This is a genomic window from Streptomyces sp. NPDC127108 (genome assembly GCF_042677545.1).
Taxonomy (GTDB): domain Bacteria; phylum Actinomycetota; class Actinomycetes; order Streptomycetales; family Streptomycetaceae; genus Streptomyces.
Genome location: NZ_JBHXTE010000002.1, coordinates 63,393 through 81,871 on the forward strand (window position 1 = coordinate 63,393; position 18,479 = coordinate 81,871).

At 72.9% G+C, this 18,479-nt stretch carries 13 protein-coding genes; 7 read left to right on the forward strand and 6 right to left on the reverse strand.

The features are described from left to right. Position 1: 1 nt before the first annotated feature. Positions 2 to 2,329, forward strand: a complete 2,328-nt coding sequence (locus ACFVHO_RS01830) for a bifunctional salicylyl-CoA 5-hydroxylase/oxidoreductase (RefSeq protein ID WP_385708738.1) — start codon at positions 2 to 4, stop codon at positions 2,327 to 2,329. Between the two features lie 220 nt (positions 2,330 to 2,549). On the opposite strand, the gene ACFVHO_RS01835 is transcribed toward ACFVHO_RS01830, so the two are convergent. Then, positions 2,550 to 3,374 carry a PaaX family transcriptional regulator C-terminal domain-containing protein gene (locus ACFVHO_RS01835; protein WP_385708741.1) on the reverse strand — a complete coding sequence of 275 codons (825 nt, stop codon included), beginning with the start codon at positions 3,372 to 3,374 and terminating at the stop codon, positions 2,550 to 2,552. Between the two features lie 9 nt (positions 3,375 to 3,383). After that, entirely contained in the window at positions 3,384 to 5,144 is a 1,761-nt protein-coding gene (locus ACFVHO_RS01840; protein WP_385708744.1) for an AMP-binding protein, read from the reverse strand. A 126-nt stretch (positions 5,145 to 5,270) separates the two neighbouring features. Here ACFVHO_RS01840 and ACFVHO_RS01845 point away from each other — a divergent pair, with 126 nt between their 5' ends. Genes ACFVHO_RS01845 through ACFVHO_RS01855 form a run of 3 tightly spaced genes read left to right on the forward strand, consistent with a single transcriptional unit; the run spans position 5,271 to position 7,725 of the window. Then, positions 5,271 to 6,434 (forward strand): acyl-CoA dehydrogenase family protein, encoded by a 1,164-nt coding sequence (locus tag ACFVHO_RS01845; RefSeq protein ID WP_385708747.1) that lies wholly within the window; start codon positions 5,271 to 5,273, stop codon positions 6,432 to 6,434. A 56-nt stretch (positions 6,435 to 6,490) separates the two neighbouring features. Beyond that, positions 6,491 to 6,889: a RidA family protein gene (locus ACFVHO_RS01850; protein WP_385708750.1), complete on the forward strand. Its 399-nt coding sequence runs from the start codon at positions 6,491 to 6,493 to the stop codon at positions 6,887 to 6,889. Next, entirely contained in the window at positions 6,889 to 7,725 is an 837-nt protein-coding gene (locus ACFVHO_RS01855; protein WP_385708753.1) for an alpha/beta fold hydrolase, read from the forward strand. The genes ACFVHO_RS01850 and ACFVHO_RS01855 overlap by 1 nt, the downstream gene beginning before the upstream one ends. Positions 7,726 to 7,823: 98 nt before the next feature. Here ACFVHO_RS01855 and ACFVHO_RS01860 read toward each other — a convergent pair whose 3' ends face one another. The 3 genes from ACFVHO_RS01860 to ACFVHO_RS01870 form a co-directional block, all read right to left on the reverse strand. Next, a complete protein-coding gene (locus tag ACFVHO_RS01860; RefSeq protein ID WP_385708756.1) occupies positions 7,824 to 9,275 on the reverse strand; it encodes a hypothetical protein in 1,452 nt (483 codons plus the stop codon). Between the two features lie 68 nt (positions 9,276 to 9,343). Continuing rightward, a complete protein-coding gene (locus ACFVHO_RS01865) occupies positions 9,344 to 10,873 on the reverse strand; it encodes a UDP-N-acetylglucosamine 1-carboxyvinyltransferase (RefSeq protein ID WP_385708759.1) in 1,530 nt (509 codons plus the stop codon). Positions 10,874 to 11,048: 175 nt separating this feature from the next. Beyond that, entirely contained in the window at positions 11,049 to 12,980 is a 1,932-nt protein-coding gene (locus ACFVHO_RS01870) for an amidohydrolase (RefSeq protein WP_385708762.1), read from the reverse strand. A 158-nt stretch (positions 12,981 to 13,138) separates the two neighbouring features. Between ACFVHO_RS01870 and ACFVHO_RS01875 the strand changes: the two genes are divergently transcribed. The 3 genes from ACFVHO_RS01875 to acnA all read left to right on the forward strand — a co-directional run bounded on the left by ACFVHO_RS01875 (position 13,139) and on the right by acnA (position 17,772). Next, the gene (locus ACFVHO_RS01875) at positions 13,139 to 14,149 is read left to right on the forward strand and encodes a LacI family DNA-binding transcriptional regulator (RefSeq protein ID WP_385708765.1); all 1,011 of its coding nucleotides are present in this window, start codon (positions 13,139 to 13,141) and stop codon (positions 14,147 to 14,149) included. Between the two features lie 240 nt (positions 14,150 to 14,389). Further along, positions 14,390 to 14,800: a hypothetical protein gene (locus ACFVHO_RS01880; protein WP_385708768.1), complete on the forward strand. Its 411-nt coding sequence runs from the start codon at positions 14,390 to 14,392 to the stop codon at positions 14,798 to 14,800. 257 nt (positions 14,801 to 15,057) lie between these two features. Continuing rightward, positions 15,058 to 17,772, forward strand: a complete 2,715-nt coding sequence (acnA, locus tag ACFVHO_RS01885) for an aconitate hydratase AcnA (protein ID WP_385708771.1) — start codon at positions 15,058 to 15,060, stop codon at positions 17,770 to 17,772. Positions 17,773 to 17,860: 88 nt separating this feature from the next. Here acnA and ACFVHO_RS01890 read toward each other — a convergent pair. After that, on the reverse strand, positions 17,861 to 18,479 hold a 619-nt coding region (locus ACFVHO_RS01890), incomplete at its 5' end, for a hypothetical protein (RefSeq protein WP_385708774.1).

Below are 18,479 nucleotides of genomic sequence, written 5' to 3' on the forward strand. Positions count from 1 at the left end.
GGTGACGGGATCCGTCACCCCGTCGGGCGCGGCTCCCGCCGCCCACCGGATCGCCGTGATCGGGGGCGGCCCCGGCGGGCTCTACGCCGCCGCCCTGCTCAAGCGGCTCGACCCCGGGCGTGAGGTCACCGTCTGGGAGCGGAACGCCCCGGACGACACCTTCGGCTTCGGCGTCGTGCTGTCCGACGAGACGCTCGGCGGCATCGAGCACGCCGACCCCGTCGTGTACGCCGCTCTGCAGGAGGAGTTCGTCCGCTGGGACGACATCGACATCGTGCGCGGCGACACCCGTCACACCTCCGGCGGCCACGGCTTCGCCGCGCTCGGGAGGCGGACGCTGCTCGCGATCCTGCACGAGCGCTGCCGCGACCTCGGCGTGGACCTCCGCTTCCGTACCGAGGCCCCGCCCGCCGCCACCCTCGCCACCGCGTACGACCTGGTGATCGCCGCGGACGGCGTGCACAGCCAGACCCGCGAAGCGCACCCCGAGGCCTTCCTCCCCACCCTCACGAGCCATCGCTGCCGCTACATCTGGCTCGCCGCCGACTTCGCCTTCGACGCGTTCCGCTTCGAGATCGCCGAGACCGAGCACGGCGTGATGCAACTGCACGGCTACCCCTACGAGGCCGCGACGGCCACCGGCCCCGGCGCCTCCACCGTCATCGTCGAGATGCGCGAAGAGGTGTGGGAAGCCGCCGGGTTCGCCGACCTCGACGAGGCCGCGTCCGTCGAACGCTGCGCCAAACTCTTCACGGACGCCCTCGGGGGCCGCCCGCTGCGTTCCAACAACTCCTCCTGGCTCACCTTCCGCACCGTCGTCAACGCGCACTGGTCGCACGGCAACACCGTCCTGCTCGGCGACGCCGCCCACACCGCCCACTTCTCCATCGGCTCCGGCACCAAGCTCGCCGTCGAGGACGCCCTCGCGCTCGCCGCGAACCTCCAGGAACAGCCCGACATCCCCACCGCCCTCGCCGCCTACGAGACCGAGCGCCGCCCCGTCGTCGAGTCCACGCAGCGCGCCGCCCGCGCCAGCCTGCAGTGGTTCGAGGAGCTGCCGACGTACCTCGCCCAGTCGCCCCGGCAGTTCGCGTTCAACCTGCTCACCCGCAGCCGCCGCGTCACGCACGACAACCTGCGCCTGCGCGACGCCCGCTTCACCGAGGCCGTCGAGCGGGACTTCGGCTGCCCGCCCGGCACACCGCCCATGTTCACCCCGCTGCGCCTGCGCGACCTGGAGCTCCGCAACCGCGTCGTCGTGTCCCCCATGGACATGTACTCCGCCGAGGACGGCGTGCCCGGCGACTTCCACCTGGTCCACCTGGGCGCCCGCGCCCTCGGCGGGGCGGGACTCGTCATGACCGAGATGGTGTGCGTGAGCGAGCCTGGCCGCATCACGCCGGGCTGCGCCGGCCTCTACACCGACGAACAGGCCGCCGCCTGGACCCGGATCGTCGACTTCGCCCACGCCCAGGCGCCCGCCACCGCGCTCGGCGTGCAGCTCGGCCACTCCGGCCGCAAGGGTTCCACGAAGCTGATGTGGGACGGCATCGACGAGCCCCTGCCCACCGGCAACTGGCCCCTCGTCGCCCCCTCCCCCCTCCCGTACACCCCCGCGAACCAGACCCCGCACGCCCTCGCCGCATCCGAACTCCCCGCCATCCGCGAGGAGTTCGTGGCCGCCGCCCGGCGCGCCGCCGCCTGTGGCTTCGACCTCCTCGAACTCCACTGCGCGCACGGCTACCTGCTCTCCAGCTTCCTCTCCCCCCTCACCAACCACCGCACCGACGCCTACGGCGGCTCCCTCGAAGCCCGCCTCCGCTTCCCCCTCGAAGTCTTCGACGCCGTACGCGACGTGTGGCCCGCCGACCGGCCCATGACCGTCCGCATCTCCGCCACCGACTGGGCCGACGGCGGCAACACCGCCGACGACGCCGTCGAAGTCGCCCGCGCCTTCGCCGCGCACGGCGCCGACGCCATCGACGTCTCCACCGGTCAGGTCGTCGCCGACGAACGCCCCGCCTACGGCCGCTCCTACCAGACCCCCTTCGCCGACCGCATCCGCAACGAAACCGCCGTCCCCGTCATCGCAGTCGGCGCCATCTCCTCCTGGGACGACGTCAACTCCCTCCTCCTCGCAGGCCGCACCGACCTCTGCGCCCTGGCCCGCCCCCACCTCTACGACCCCCACTGGACCCTCCACGCCGCCGCCGAACAGGGCTACTCCGGTCCCGGCGCCACCTGGCCCACCCAGTACCGCGCGGGCAGCCGCCGCCCCCAGACGGGCCGCACGGACGCGCCGAAGCCGCGGTTGTCGTTGGGGGGTTGAGGGGGGCCTCGCGGGGGCGCCCCAGTCCCGCCCCTTCACCGAAACTGGGGCTCCGCCCCAGACCCCGCTCCTCAAACGCCGGAGGGGCTGAAACTTACCCGCACATGATCTAGCCCGTCCGGCGTTTGAGGACGAGGCGCGGAGCGCCGATACGGGGTCCGGGGCGGAGCCCCGGTTTCGGGAAGGGGCGGGATTGGGGAGCCCCCGGCAAGGCCCCGCCTCACCCCGGCACCGCCCCCGCCGCGAACCCGCGCCCCGCCTCCCTGAGGCGCTCGTCCAGCGCCCGGAACACCTCGGCGGAACGCCACCCGGGCCAGTCCCCCGGAAGGAGACGCGCGGGCAGCCCGGGATCGGCGTAGGGGAGGTGACGCCAGGAGTCCAGGGCCAGGAGGTGGTCGCGGTAGGCCTGTTCGGGGGGCGTGTCCGGCCGGGACTGCCAGGCGCGCAGGACGGGCTCGTGACGGTCGAGGAACGCCTCGTGCTGCTTGGCGAGGGAGGCGAGGTCCCACCACCGCCCCACCGCCTCCGAGGTCGGCGCGAAGCCGAGATGCTCACCGCGGAACAGATCGACGTACGAGGCGAGATGGAGTCGCCGGAGGGTGTGGCGGGCCTCGTCGTGGAGGTGGGCCGGGGCGATCCACACGCCGGGCGCAGCGCTGCCGAAGCCGAGCCCGGCGAGCCGTGACCGCAGCACGTGCCGCTTGTTGCGCTCGGCCTCAGGGACGGAGAACACGGCGAGCACCCAACCCCCGTCGTCGGCTCGCCGCTCGGCCCAAGGCCAGTAGATCCGGCGGTCGCCGTCCTCCAGGAGCTGGCGGGCGTCGGGGGAGAGGGCGTACCCAGCGGCCCCGGTGACCGTGCGCGCGGGCAGCAGCAGCCCGCGCCGCTTGAGCCGGGACACGGAGGAGCGCACGGACGGCGCGTCCACGCCCACGGGCGCGAGGAGCCGCACCAGTTCGGCGACGGCCACGGGGCCCGGCGTGGCCCGGCCGTGCGCTCCGTAGAACGTGACGATCAGGGATCTGGGAGTGTGCTGCTCGGACACGTGATCACTCTAGGCGCCGGCCGCGGACCCAGGCCCGGACCCAGGCCCGGACCCAGGCTCAGACCCAGAACCGGTCCCAGGCCCGGAGCCGGACCCCGGCTCAGAACCGGCCCCAGCCCCAGGCTCACGGAGCCGAAAGCGCTGCAGCTTCCCCGTCGCCGTCCGCGGCAGCGTCTCCAGGAACACCAGCTCCCGCGGGCACTTGTACGGCACCAGCTCCGCCTTCACGAACTCCCGCAGCCGCTCCGCGTCCGCCACCGCCCCCGCGCGCAGCACCACGTAGGCCACGACCACCTGCCCGCGCCGCTCGTCGGGGCGGCCCACGACCGCCGTCTCGACCACGTCGGGGTGGCGCAGGAGTGCCTCCTCGACCTCCGGGCCCGCGATGTTGAACCCGGCAGAAATGATCATGTCGTCCGCGCGGGCGACGTACCGGAAGTAGCCGTCGCTGTCGCGGACGTACGTGTCGCCGGTGACGTTCCAGCCGTGGCGTACGTACTCCCGCTGCCGGGGGTCGGCCAGATAGCGGCAGCCGACCGGGCCGCGGACCGCGAGGAGTCCCGGTTCGCCGTCCGGCACGGGCGCGCCCGCCTCGTCGACCACGCGGGCGTGCCACCCGGGCACGGGCAGGCCGGTGGTGCCGGGGCGGATCGCCTCGTCGGCGGCGGAGATGAAGATGTGCAGGAGTTCCGTCGCGCCTATGCCGTTGATGATGCGCAGGCCCGTGCGTTCGTACCAGGCCTGCCAGGTCGCGGCCGGCAGGTTCTCGCCCGCGGACACGCAGCGGCGCAGCGAGGCGAGGGGCGGGGGAGGGGTGGGGGTCTGCTGTGCGGATGGCTCCGGCTGTTCGTCCGCTCGTGGCGCGGGCAGTTCGTCCAGCATCGCCCGGTACGCCGTCGGCGCCGTGAACAGCACGCTCACCCCGTGTTCCGCGATCGCGGGCAGGAGTTGGCGCGGACCGGCCTGTTCGAGGAGCAGGGACGAGGCGCCGACGCGCAGCGGGAAGATCACCAGGCCGCCCAGGCCGAACGTGAAGCCCAGCGGGGGGCTGCCCGCGAACACGTCGTCGGGGCGGGCCTTGAGGACGTGGCGCGCGAAGGTGTCCGCGATGGCGAGCACGTCCCGGTGGAAGTGCATACAGCCCTTGGGGCGCCCGGTGGTGCCCGAGGTGAACGCGATCAGGGCCACGTCGTCGGCGGCCGTGTCCACGGCGTCGTACACGGCCCGGGGGCGGGCCGCCGCGCGGGCGACGAGGTCGTCGGGGCCCTCGCCGCCGTACGTCGTCACGCGCAGGCCCGGCACCCCGGCCTTCGTCAGGTCGTCGACGGCGCGGGCGTCGCACAGGGCGTGCGAGACCTGCGCGATCTCGCAGATCGTGGCCAGCTCCTGGGTGCGCTGCTGGGCGAGGACGGTCACCGCGACCCCGCCCGCCTTCATCACCGCGAGCCAGCACGCGGCGAGCCACGGCGTGGTGGCGCCGCGCAGCAGCACGCGGTTGCCGGGGACCACGCCCAGCTCGTCGGTGAGGACGTGCGCGATCCGGTCGACCTGCTCCTGGAGCCGCCCGTACGTCCAGACGGCGCCGTCGGCCGTCCGGAACGCGGGCCGGTCCGTGCCGTGCCGCTCGGCCGAGCGGTCGAGCAGTTCCGTGCCGCAGTTGAGGCGGTCCGGATAGTGCAGCTCGGGCCGGTCGCGCACCAGCGCGGGCCACTGCTCGCGGGGCGGGAGGTTGTCCCGCGCGAAAGTGTCGACGTGGCCGGATGTCTCCATGGTGCCTCGCCCCTTTGCCGGTCGGGCGTAGTGGTGCGCCAGCCAGACGAGCGTATCGTGATGGTGACGACAGTCAACGGTGCGCGATAAACGCGATGGAGCGGCGCGCGAGGGGAGAGGACCGGGATGACCGCATTCTCGCTCAATCCGGAAGAGATCGCCCGGTGTGAACGGCTGCGGGAGCTCACCGCCGAGCGGCTGCTCCCCCTCGCCGACAAGGGGGAGCCCGGCCGGGTGAACCGCCCCTTGGTCCAGGAGCTGGGCGAACTGGGGCTCCTGGACGCCCTGTTCGACTCCGGCGCGCTCGACCTGTGCCTGCTGCGCGAGTCCCTCGCCCGCGTCTGCACGGAGGCCGAGACCGCCCTCGCCCTGCAGGGCCTCGGCGCCCACCCCGTGCACGCCCACGGCTCCCCGGCGCAGCGCGACCGCTGGCTGCCGCCCACGCGCGCGGGCCGTGCCGTCGCCGCCTTCGCCCTCTCCGAGCCCGGCGCGGGTTCCGACGCGGCCGCCCTGGCCCTGACCGCCGAGCCCGACGGCGCCGACGCCTGGCGCCTGACCGGCGAGAAGTCCTGGATCTCGAACGCGCCCGAGGCCGACTTCTACACCGTCTTCGCCCGTACGACCCCGGACGCGGGCGCCCGCGGCGTCACCGCCTTCCTCGTGCCCGCCGACCGCGCGGGCCTGACCGGCACCCCCCTCGCGATGCTCTCGCCGCACCCGATCGGCACGCTCTCCTTCGACGGCGTCCGCGTCGGCGCCGACGACGCCCTCGGCGAGCGCGACCGCGGCTTCCGCGTCGCCATGACCACCCTCAACCGCTTCCGGCCCAGCGTCGGCGCCTTCGCCGTCGGCATGGCCCAGGCCGCCCTGGACGCGACGCTCGCCCACACCGCGGCGCGGGACGCGTTCGGCGGCAAGCTGAAGGACCTGCAGGCGGTGTCCCACCAGGTGGCCGAGATGGCGACGCGCACGGAGGCGGCGCGCCTTCTCGTGTACGCGGCCGCGGCGGCGTACGACCGCGACGAGCCGGACATCGCGGGGCGCGCGGCGATGGCGAAGCTGTTCGCCACGGAGAGCGCCCAGTTCGTCGTCGACACCGCCGTCCAACTGCACGGCGCCCGCGCCCTGCGCCACGGCCACCTCCTTGAACACCTGTACCGCGAGGTGCGGGCCCCGCGCATCTACGAGGGCGCGAGCGAGGTCCAACGGGCCGTCATCGCCAAGGAGTTGTACGGGAAGGAGCCCGCGGAGGCGGGGGGCGCCGACCCGGCGGCCGCGCGGCAGCGATAGCTTCGAGCGACAGCGGCCACTTCAGCGAACGCGACCCAGAAGGAGCGCACCACCGCATGAGCCTGGACCGACTCAACCCCGCCGACCTCTCCCCGCCCACCGGCTTCTCGCACGCCGTCGTCGCCACCGGCGGCCGCCTCGTCTTCCTCGCCGGCCAGACCGCCCTCGACACCGAGGGCAAGCCCGCGGGCGGGACCCTGCCGGAGCAGTTCGAACGCGCCCTCACCAACCTCCTGGCCGCCCTGCGCGCCGCCGGCGGCACCCCCGCCGACCTCGCCCGCGTCACGGTGTACGCCACCGACGTCGCCGACTACCGCGCCCACGCCCCCGAACTCGGCCGGATCTGGAAGAGGCTGGCGGGCCGCGACTACCCCGCGATGGCGGTGATCGGCGCGGTGCGGCTGTGGGACGAGGAGTGCCTGGTGGAGCTGGACGGGATCGCGGTGGTCGACTGATGCCGCGGGTCGAACTCGGCGTGGGCCCCGTCGCGTACGAGGACAGCGGCGGGGACGGCGTGCCCGTCGTCCTCGTGCACGGGCCCGCCCAGGACGGCACGGTGTGGCGGCACGTCGTCGACCGGCTCGGCGCCGCCTTCCGCTGCCTGGTGCCGACGCTCCCGTACGGCAGCCATCGTCTGCCGCTGAAGCCGGGCGCCGCGCTCACGCCGCGCACGATGGCGCTGCTCGTCGGCGAGTTCGCGGACGCCCTCGGGCTCGGGGACGAGACGGTGTTCGTCGAGAACGACGGCGGCCGGCTGCAACAGCTGGTCGCGGAGCGGCCCGAGCGCGTGGGACGCCTGGTGATCGCGGGCTGCGAGGCCTTCGACAACTATCCGCCCGGCGCGGGCGGCAAGCTCCTGGACGCGGCGTCGAGGGTGCCCGGCGGCATCGCGCTGCTCGCCCACGGACTCGCCGTCCGCCCGCTGCGACGCGTGCCCGGCACCGGGTACGCGGTGATGGCGCACCGGCCCGTGCCGCACGACCTGATCGACGGCTGGATCGCACCACTGCGCAAGGACCCGGTCGCGCGCCGCGTGCTCGTCGACTACCTGCGGTCCGTCCACAAGACGGACATGATGGCCGCCGTCGATGGCCTGCGCGCCTACGACCGCCCCGCCCTGGTCGTCTGGGGCAAGCAGGACCGCATGATGCCCCCCGAACACGGCCGCAGACTGGCCACGCTCCTGCCCCAGGGCCGCCTGGTCGAACTGGACCGGTGCGGCACCCTGATCCCCCTCGACCGCCCGGACGGCCTGGCCGATGCGATCAGGGAGTTCGTCGGCGAGAGCTGAGAACCGGACGACGCCCGGCCGGGCTCGGTGGGTTCGCGCGGCGCGGCCGGCCCGCGCGCGGCTCGCGAGATCTGTGCGGCGCGGCCCGCCCCCCGGCCTCACCCGCGCCGCGCGAACCTCCGCGAGGAGAACGCCGCGTCGTCCTTCGCGCTCACGCCGTCCGTGACCCACCAGTGCGTCGGCGCCGTGCCGTAGGCGTCGTGCAGCCTCGTCGACGTCCAGGACAGGACGACCTCGTCCTTGCCGTCCCCGTCGAAGTCGGCGGCGGCGTGCACCTGTTGCGTGCCGCTGGACGCGGGGATGCGGGTGCCGTCGACGCGGGTGGGCGGCCTGCGGAGCAGGTGCCCGAGGCGCCGGTCGCCGTCGATGAGGACCGGGTTCCGCGGTGTGCCGCGCAGCAGCGCGTCGCGGCCGTCGCCGTCGGGGTCGACGGCGGTGTACGAGCCCTGGCGGGCGCCCTCGGGCGGCAGGTAGGTGCGCACGGCGCCGTCGCCGCCCGGGTAGACGGCGTAACTGCCGTGGACGTCGGCCGACTCCTTCGGGGCGTTGGGCTCGTCGTTGCGTTCGCCGTCGTCGCCGACGGCGAGGTCACGGGTGCCGTCCCCGTCGAAGTCGCCGAAGGCGTGGCTGTTCCCCTTGCGCACGGGACGGCTCGCGGCGGCGAGGCCGCCACCGGGGCGGACGGCGAAGTACTCGCCCGCGGACTGCTCGCCGTCGTTGCCGTAGTGCACGAACAGACCGGTGCCGCGGGGCTTGCCTGTGGGGGACAGTTCGTCCGCGTGGAGACTGCCGTACGACGCGGTGCCCGCCGGGGACAGCGGGCGCTGCTCCGTGCGCGCCGCCGTGCCCGCGCGCGTGAACGGGCCGAACAGCAGCACCACGGCGGTGCCGTCCGCGCGCAGCCCCGCCAGGTCATGGCGCCCGTCGCCGTCGAAGTCGCCGCGCACCGTCTTCTCGTAGCCCTCCACCGCGTCCGGCGCGGGCAGCGGGAGCCGGGTCGCCGCCCCGGTGCGCCGGGGTCCCTCCGGGCCGCCCCACGTCACGTACTCGACCCTGCGCTGCACCGATCCGTTGGGCCTGCGCTCCGCATCGGGCACCGCCTCGCTGCCGCGGCTGAGGAAGTCCGGGAAGCCGTCGTCGTCCAGGTCGGCGGTGGTCTGCGGGAGCAACGCCCCGGTCGCCGGGGACTCGACGGCGGGCAGGCCGAGTTCGCGCGGCGAGTACACGCTGCGGATCGTCGGATCGGGACCGCGCCCGGTGCCGAAGACCACGGCGATGCGGGACGGCGCGCCGCCGGTGCTGCGGGGGTCAGGACCCGGCACCTGCAGCAGGAGATCGCGGTGGCCGTCGCCGTTGATGTCGTCCGGGTCGCCGGAGCCGCGGCCGGGCGCGGGCGGGCGGCTCTCGGTCGGTACGACGTCCGGGGCGCGCGAAGCGGACGCGTCCCGGCCGGACCTGCCGTCCCCGTCCGCACCGGAGCCGCCGCACCCCGCGAGCAGGGCGAGCGCGGCACAGACGGCGAACGGGCGGGTCACGGTGCGAGAAGGCATGGGGCACACCTTCACACCGGGACCCGCCCGGACTCCAGCGCGGACCGGCAACTACCGGTCCGGTCGCCTCAGATGTCCCGGAACGTCTCGATCTGCGCGCCGACCGAGTTCAGGCGCTCCGCCAGGTCCTCGTAGCCGCGGTTGATCACGTACACGTTGCGGAGCACCGACGTGCCCTCGGCCGCCATCATCGCGAGCAGCACCACCACGGCGGGCCGCAGCGCGGGCGGGCACATCATCTCGGCGGCGCGCCAGCGCGTCGGGCCCTCGACGAGCACCCGGTGCGGGTCGAGCAGCTGCAGGCGGCCGCCCAGGCGGTTGAGGTCCGTCAGGTAGATCGCGCGGTTGTCGTAGACCCAGTCGTGGATGAGGGTCTGGCCCTGGGCCGCCGCCGCGATGGCCGCGAAGAAGGGGACGTTGTCGATGTTGAGCCCGGGGAAGGGCATCGGGTGGATCTTGTCGATGGGCGCCTCCAGCTTGGAGGGGCGCACGGTGAGGTCGATGAGGCGGGTGCGGCCGTTGTCCGCCGCGTACTCCGGCGACCGGTCGTGGTCGAGGCCCATCTCCTCCAGGACCGCGAGCTCGATCTCCAGGAACTCGATCGGCACCCGCTTGACGGTCAGTTCGGACTCGGTGACGACGGCGGCGGCCAGCAGGCTCATCGCCTCGACCGGGTCCTCGGACGGGGAGTAGTCCACGTCCACGTCGATGGTGGGCACGCCGTGCACGGTCAGCGTCGTCGTGCCGATGCCCTCGACCTTGACGCCGAGCGCCTCCAGGAAGAAGCACAGGTCCTGGACCATGTAGTTGGAGGAGGCGTTGCGGATGACCGTCGTGCCGTCGCTGCGGGCGGCGGCGAGCAGCGCGTTCTCCGTCACCGTGTCGCCGCGCTCGGTCAGCACGATCGGGCGGTCGGGCGTGATGTCGCGGGCGACCTCCGCGTGGTAGAGCCCCTCGGTCGCGGCGATGTCCAGACCGAAGCGGCGCAGCGCGATCATGTGCGGCTCGATCGTGCGGGTGCCCAGGTCGCAGCCGCCCGCGTAGGGCAGCTTGAAGTGGTCCATGCGGTGCAGCAGCGGGCCCAGGAACATGATGATCGAGCGGGTGCGGCGGGCGGCCTCCGCGTCGATGGCGTCCATGTCGAGCTTCGCGGGCGGCACGATCTCCAGGTCGACGCCGTCGTTGATCCAGCGGGTGCGCACACCGATGGAGTTGAGGACCTCGAGGAGGCGGTAGACCTCCTCGATGCGGGCGACGCGGCGCAGCACCGTGCGGCCCTTGTTGAGCAGCGACGCGCACAGCAGGGCGACACAGGCGTTCTTGCTCGTCTTGACGTCGATGGAGCCCGAGAGACGACGGCCGCCGACGACCCGCAGATGCATCGGACCGGCATAGCCGAGCGAGACGATCTCGCTGTCGAGCGCCTCGCCGATACGGGCGATCATCTCAAGGCTGATGTTCTGGTTACCGCGCTCGATGCGGTTGACGGCGCTCTGGCTGGTGTTGAGTGCCTCGGCCAACTGCGCCTGAGTCCAGCCACGGTGCTGCCGGGCGTCACGGATGAGCTTGCCGATGCGTACGAGGTAGTCGTCTGCCATGGGTGCAGGCTATCTCAGATATGAGATGGCGTACGCGCTGGGGTGGGCCATTGGTGGAGTGACCGGTTCCGAGCGGGGCGCGCGGCCCCGCTCGCGCCCGCGGGAGCCGCCCGGCGCCCGGGAGTTGAGCCGGGCCGCACCAGGGGCCCGGCTCCCCGCCCCGCGCGTCCGCCGCTCAGCCGCAGCCGCAGGACACCCGGGGCTGGCCCGCCGCCCGCGTCACCCGGGCGGCGGCCGCGCGCCCCGACGGCGACTCGCCGTCGTGCACCACTGTGCCTCCGCTGAGCGTGAGGCGCACCTCGACGTCGCTGATCTCTGCTACCGGACACCGCGTCACATCACGGTCGAGCAGCACCAGATCCGCCTGCTTGCCGCACTCGACGGTCCCGGTGAGACGCTCGAGGCGAAGCTGCCGCGCGCCGCCGAGGGTGTGCGTGAGCAGCGACGACGTACGGCTGATGCCCTCCTTGGCGCGGTAGAGGTCGCCCTCTCCCTCGGCGTCCGTGCCGCGCCGGTCGACGGCCGTGCGGACCTGGTTCCACACCTGGAGCGGATCGACGGGCCAGTCGGAGCCACCCGACAACCGCGCGCCGTGCGACTGCAGGCCGCGCGCCGGGTACAGCCAGCGGTGCCGCGCCGCGCCGAGGTAGGGGAGCAGCGAGTCCACCGTCCAGGCGTTCCGCGTCGCCCATTGCAGCTGCATACAGGCGATGACGTCGAGTTCGGCGAACCGGGGCAGATCGGCGGGGTCGACGAGCTGGAGGTGCGCGATGGTGTTGCGGACGTCACGGCGGCCGGTGCGGCGCAAGGCGTACGCGTATCCGTCGAGGGCGGTGCGCACGGCCCGGTCGCCGATGGCGTGCGCGTGCAGCTGCCAGCCCTCGGTGTTGCAGGCGGCGGTGAGACGTCCGAGGTCGGCGGCCGACACATACAGGTCGCCGCGGTGGTCGGTGGGCCTGCCGTCCTTGTCCAGATACGGCTCAAGGAGGGCTGCGGTCTGCGCCGGGTACTCGATGACGCCGTCGAGGAAGACCTTGACGGTCCCGAACCGGAGCCCGGGCACACCGTCGAAGTCATCACGCAGTTTCTTCACGTACGCAACCGACTCGCGCGGGTCCTTGACCTGCTCGGAGGTGAGCCGGAGCGCGGGCACGACCCGCTGGGGCAGTTTGCCCGCGGCGGCGAGCGCCCGGTACAGGGCCAGCTCGTCCGCGCCCGTCACCGCCTCCATGAACGTGGTGATCCCCGACGCCGCCGCCTCGGCGAACACCTTCGCGGCCGCGGCCACGAGCGCGGCCTCGTCGGGCTCGGGGATGTGCCGGGACACCAGGGGCTGCGCGTCGTCCTTGAGCACGCCGGTCGGCTTGCCGTCCGCCCCCTTGACGATCTTGCCGCCGACGGGGTCCGGCGTACTGGCGGTGATCTTCGCGATGTCCAGCGCGCGCTGGTTGACCCACATGTTGTGGCCGTCGGCGCCGCGCAGGGCGAGGGGGCGGCGGGTGGGCAGGGCGTCGAGCATCGAGTGGTGCGGGGCGGTGCCGCGCGGAAGCAGTCCCACCGGGTTCCAGTCCTCCACGACCAGCCACCCGTCGGGCTCGTCGCCCGATGTGTCCTTCAGGAACGCGGTGAGGGTCTTCCGCAGCTCCTCGACGGTCTGCTCGGCCCCGTCGAGCGACGGCCGGAGCGACCGCGCGGCCGCGTCCGTCGGGTGGGCGTGCCCGTCGTGGATCCCGCTGAGCAGGCTGCCGCCGCGCCCGTCGACGATCTGCGTGTCCCGCCCCGCGAACCGCCGCGCCTCGCCGTCCGACCCCACCGCGAGGATCCGCCCGTCCCGCCCGACGGCGACCGCCCGCGCGGGCCCGGCCCCGCGCACGCCGGTGAACACCCGGGCGTTGTGGACGACGAGCGCGGCACTGCGGCGGGACCCGCGTCCGGCCGGGGCGTCGGCCGGGCCGGGGGCCGAGGCGACGGCGGGGGCGCCGGTCGCGGCGACGAGCCCGGCGGCACCGGCGGCGGCGAGCAGGCTTCGCCGCGCAAGATACGAAGATGGCGCTGTCGGTGCTTTCGGCGGCTTCGGCGCGGGCGGTGTGGACGGCTCGGCAGACATGGTCACTCCAAGGCGCATGCGTCGACTGGGTCGTGACCGCACGCTGCGTGAGTAACCCGTTAACCAGAACCCACCCCGGACGACGAATTCCGCACCCCCACGCTCACACGGCCCGCGCACCCCCTCCCTCCGGCCCCCTCCGTCCGTACGATGTCCGCGTGCCGGACAGCGGACCGACCCTCGCCGATGTCGCGCGCGCCGCCGAGGTGTCGACCGCGACCGTCTCGCACGCGCTCAACGGGACCGGGCGGCTCGCGGAGGCGACCCGGCGGCGCGTGCGTGCGACCGCGACCGCCCTCGGCTACGGCGCCCCGCGCCCGGGGCCGCGCACCCGCACGCTGGGCATCGCCGTCACCACGTTCCCCGGCCCCTGGAACTACACCGAGATCGCCTACTTCTCACGGGCCGTCACGGCGGCCACCGCCGCCGCGCACGCGCACGGCTACGCGCTCACCACGCTGCCCGCCGACCGCGTCGCCGACGCCGCCTGGCACACGCTCGCCGTCGACGGCATGCTCATCGCCGACAGCCCGCCGGGCGACCCGATGGCACGGGCCCTGCGCGCCCGCGGCATCCCGGTGGTCTTCGACGGCGTCCCCGGCGACGTGCACGAGGGCGACCACTGGATCGACAACGACCACACCGCCACCACCCGCGAGGTCCTCGACCATCTGACGGCCGCCGGTGCCCGACGCGTCGCCCTGCAGTCGGGCAGCGGCGCCGAGACGTACGCGCGCGTCGTGACGGAGACGTACGAGGAGTGGTGCGCGGAGCGCGGCGTCGTGGCGCGCGCCGTGCGGTTCGACGTGGCCGACGCCGAGGGCCGGGCCTTCGACGCACTGCTCACCGGCACCGACCGCGCCGACGCGGTGTACGCCGCGTACGACCCGGGCGGCCGCCAGCTCCTCGCGGCCGCGCGCCGCCACGGACTGCGGATCCCCGAGGACCTGCTGCTCGTGTGCGCCAGCGAGGACCCCGGCTACGCGGAGACCACGCCGCCCGTCAGCACGGTGAGCCTCAACCCGGAACTCATGGCCCGCGCGGCCGTGGACCGCCTGGTGGCCCTGGTCGAGGGCGCCGACCCGCCGGCACCCGGCCCGGCCGTCGTACCGGCGGCCCTGCTTGTGCGGACCTCGTCCCGGGGCACGCGGCGGCCGAACCTTCGGTGAAGGCGTCGACCGGGGCCGGGCGAGAAGCGACAATGGCCGTCGGAAGGCGCTGGGTGTCGAGGTCGGCCAGGGGGAGCGGATGACGAGTGCACAGCTGCCGGAAGGCCCCGGGCGTGGGCGGCGGGCCGAGTTGCCTTCGGGCGGGAACAGCCTGGCGCCGACCTCTGCCGGGCGACCCCGATCGTCAGGAACGGCAAACGGGTCTACCTGGTCGAACGCCTGCAACTGGAGCCGGGCGCGATGCGGCGGCAGTCGTTCGACGGGGCGGCACCCAAGAGCCGGGCCCCGGCCTGGTCCCGTGTCCTGCGCCGCTCGGGGGCCGACAGCCATCAGGGGCAGCCGTCGCCGTCCGCCGTCGCGCACCCCTTGGACCTGGACGACGAGACCAGAGGCGTCCTCGGGAACTTCCCCGCCGAGGTGCAGGAGTTCCTGCAGCGTCCCTTCGTACGGGACGACCGGCGCGTCTTCCCCGACTGGTACTACGACGAAACCGTCGAATTCGCCCATCAGCGGGTCTTCGTCGTCTTCTGCCTCTCCGCCGACCGCCATGTGACGGTCGCCTCGGCCATCCGCATCCTGCCGCGCGGCAGATCGCTCGACCGCGCACAGTGGGATATCGAGTGCACGCTCGCCCCGGTGCGCCGCACCTGAGTGCGGCCCGCGGGTGAACCGCGCGAGCGCACGCCGGACCGCCGCTGTGACAAGGGCAGCGGGGCGCGCCTCGTCGCCGCGGCGGGTCATGTACTAGAGTTATCTCGACATCGAGATATCTGCCGAGGCGTGCCGCAGCCGCACGCGTCGCCGTTCCGACGGTAAGGGTTACCTAACTTAGCCTTACCTTAGCGGATCGGCGAGAAGTCGTAGCGGCAGGATGCGGTGGACTGCGCACATATATGAAGGAGACTGTCGTGTCGGCGAACAGCTTCGACGCCCGCGCCACGCTGCGCGTGGGCGACGAGTCGTACGAGATCTTCAAGCTGGACAAGGTCGAGGGCTCCGCACGCCTTCCCTACAGCCTGAAGGTTCTCCTGGAGAACCTGCTCCGCACCGAGGACGGCGCGAACATCACCGCCGACCACATCCGCGCGCTCGGCTCCTGGGACTCCCAGGCGCAGCCGAGCCAGGAGATCCAGTTCACGCCGGCTCGCGTGATCATGCAGGACTTCACCGGCGTGCCGTGTGTCGTGGACCTCGCCACGATGCGTGAGGCCGTGAAGGAGCTGGGCGGCGACCCGGCGAAGGTCAACCCGCTCTCCCCGGCCGAGCTGGTCATCGACCACTCCGTCATCGCCGACAAGTTCGGCACGAAGGATGCCTTCGGCCAGAACGTCGAGCTGGAGTACGGCCGCAACAAGGAGCGCTACCAGTTCCTGCGCTGGGGCCAGACCGCGTTCGACGACTTCAAGGTCGTCCCGCCGGGCACCGGCATCGTCCACCAGGTGAACATCGAGCACCTGGCGCGCACGGTCATGGTCCGGAACGGCCAGGCCTACCCCGACACCCTCGTCGGCACCGACTCGCACACCACGATGGTCAACGGCCTGGGCGTCCTCGGCTGGGGCGTCGGCGGCATCGAGGCCGAGGCCGCGATGCTGGGCCAGCCGGTCTCCATGCTGATCCCGCGCGTCGTCGGCTTCAAGCTGACCGGCGAGCTGAAGCCGGGCACCACCGCCACGGACCTCGTGCTCACGATCACCGAGATGCTGCGCAAGCACGGCGTCGTCGGCAAGTTCGTCGAGTTCTACGGCGAGGGTGTGGCGGCCACGAGCCTCGCCAACCGCGCCACCATCGGCAACATGTCGCCGGAGTTCGGCTCCACCGCCGCGATCTTCCCGATCGACGGCGAGACCCTGAACTACCTGCGTCTGACCGGCCGCTCCGAGCAGCAGGTCGCGCTCGTCGAGGCGTACGCCAAGGAGCAGGGCCTCTGGCTGGACCCGGCCGCCGAGCCGGACTTCTCCGAGAAGCTGGAGCTGGACCTCTCCACGGTCGTCCCGTCGATCGCGGGCCCGAAGCGTCCGCAGGACCGCATCGTCCTCGCCAACGCCGCGCAGCAGTTCGCCGTCGACGTGCGCAACTACGTCTCCGAGGACGAGGAGGCGGGCAAGGAGTCCTTCCCGGCCTCCGACGCCCCGGCCTCGTCGAACGGCGTGCCGTCCCGCCCGACCACGGTCACGGCCCCCGACGGCTCGACGTACGAGATCGACCACGGCGCCGTCACGGTCGCCGCGATCACGTCCTGCACCAACACCTCGAACCCGTACGTGATGGTCGCCGCCGCGCTCGTCGCGAAGAAGGCCGTCGAGAAGGGCCTGACCCGCAAGCCGTGGGTCAAGACCACCCTCGCCCCGGGCTCGAAGGTCGTCACCGACTACTTCGACAAGGCGGGCCTCACCCCGTACCTGGACAAGGTCGGCTTCAACCTCGTCGGCTACGGCTGCACCACCTGCATCGGCAACTCGGGCCCGCTGCCCGAGGAGGTCTCGAAGGCCGTCAACGACCACGACCTGGCCGTGACGTCCGTCCTCTCCGGCAACCGGAACTTCGAGGGCCGCATCAACCCCGACGTCAAGATGAACTACCTGGCGTCGCCGCCGCTGGTCGTCGCGTACGCCATCGCGGGTTCGATGAAGGTGGACATCACCAAGGACGCCCTCGGCACGGACCAGGAGGGCAAGCCCGTCTTCCTCGCCGACATCTGGCCGACCGAGGCCGAGGTGAACGACGTCGTCGCCAACTCCATCGGCGAGGACATGTTCAACAAGTCCTACTCCGACGTGTTCGCGGGCGACGCCCAGTGGCAGGCGCTGCCGATCCCGACCGGCAACACCTTCGAGTGGGACACCGAGTCGACCTACGTCCGCAAGCCCCCGTACTTCGAGGGCATGCAGATGGACCCGGCCCCGGTCAAGGACATCTCCGGCGCCCGCGTCCTCGCCAAGCTGGGCGACTCGGTCACCACCGACCACATCTCCCCGGCCGGTGCCATCAAGGCCGACACCCCGGCCGGTCAGTACCTCACGGAGCACGGCGTCGCCCGCCGCGACTTCAACAGCTACGGCTCGCGCCGCGGCAACCACGAGGTCATGATCCGGGGCACGTTCGCCAACATCCGCCTGCGCAACCAGCTGGCGCCGGGCACCGAGGGCGGCTTCACCCGCGACTTCACCAAGGAAGACGCGCCGGTCTCCTTCATCTACGACGCCTCGCGCAACTACATCGAGCAGGGCACCCCGCTGGTCATCCTCGGCGGCAAGGAGTACGGCTCCGGCTCGTCCCGCGACTGGGCCGCCAAGGGCACCGCGCTCCTCGGCGTGAAGGCCGTCATCACCGAGTCGTACGAGCGCATCCACCGCTCGAACCTCATCGGCATGGGCGTCCTTCCGCTCCAGTTCCCCGAGGGCCAGAACGCCGAGACGCTCGGCCTCACCGGCGAGGAGACCTTCTCCTTCGCCGGCGTCGAGGAGCTGAACAACGGCACCACCCCGCGCACGGTCAAGGTCACCACCGACACCGGCGTGGAGTTCGACGCGGTCGTCCGCATCGACACCCCCGGCGAGGCGGACTACTACCGCAACGGCGGCATCATGCAGTACGTGCTGCGCAGCCTGATCCGCAGCTGAGCGGTCACGGCAGGCAGTTGAGGGCCGCACCCCCCGGCGTCGACCGGGGGGTGCGGCCCTTTCGCGCGTGTGGTCAGGCGGTGAGTGATCAGCGCAGGGGGATGCTCTTGACGGCGGACAGGATCGGGATCGGGGCGTAGTCGCCGTTGCCGGGGCCGCAGGTGGGCTTGGTGTCAGCGGTGTCGGAGACCTTCGTCCCGGTCGAGTACCGGGTGTCGGGGGATGTGACCACGCTCGTGAGGTGGCTCTTGAGGCGCTCCGAGTAGTACACGCACTGGTGCAGGTTGAGGTAGCGGCCCGCGTTCAGGTCCAGGGCCTTGACGGCGGAGAGCCCCGCGTTGGGTACGTGGCTGCCGTTGCCGGGGCCGCAGGTCGGGCTGGTCTCGGGGGTGTTGGAGATCTTCGTGCCGGTGGAGTAGCGCCCGTCGCCGCTCGGCGTCACCAAGGTGGTGAAGCGGTCGGTGCTCGCGCTCCGGTAGTAGTCGCACTGCTGGAGGTTGAGGTAGCGGCCCGCGGTGAGGTTCAGGGCCTCGACTCCGTGCAGGACCGGGACGGGGACATGATTGCCGTTCCCCGCGCCGCAGGCAGCCGTGGTGTCGGCGGTGGCGGATTTCTTCGTGCCGGTGGAGTAGCGCCCGTCCGCGCTCGGTGTCACGAAGGAGTTGAAGTGGTCGTCGAGGCTGCTGGCGTAGTACGCGCACTGGTGC

Coding starts and splice junctions, on each gene's coding strand:
- ACFVHO_RS01850 (WP_385708750.1), top strand. CDS start 6,491: ATGAGCCTGGACCGACTCAACCCCGCCGACCTCTCCCCGCCCACCGGC.
- ACFVHO_RS01855 (WP_385708753.1), top strand. CDS start 6,889: ATGCCGCGGGTCGAACTCGGCGTGGGCCCCGTCGCGTACGAGGACAGC.
- ACFVHO_RS01880 (WP_385708768.1), top strand. CDS start 14,390: ATGCGGCGGCAGTCGTTCGACGGGGCGGCACCCAAGAGCCGGGCCCCG.
- ACFVHO_RS01870 (WP_385708762.1), bottom strand. CDS start 12,980: ATGTCTGCCGAGCCGTCCACACCGCCCGCGCCGAAGCCGCCGAAAGCA.
- ACFVHO_RS01845 (WP_385708747.1), top strand. CDS start 5,271: ATGACCGCATTCTCGCTCAATCCGGAAGAGATCGCCCGGTGTGAACGG.
- ACFVHO_RS01865 (WP_385708759.1), bottom strand. CDS start 10,873: ATGGCAGACGACTACCTCGTACGCATCGGCAAGCTCATCCGTGACGCC.
- ACFVHO_RS01840 (WP_385708744.1), bottom strand. CDS start 5,144: ATGGAGACATCCGGCCACGTCGACACTTTCGCGCGGGACAACCTCCCG.
- ACFVHO_RS01860 (WP_385708756.1), bottom strand. CDS start 9,275: ATGCCTTCTCGCACCGTGACCCGCCCGTTCGCCGTCTGTGCCGCGCTC.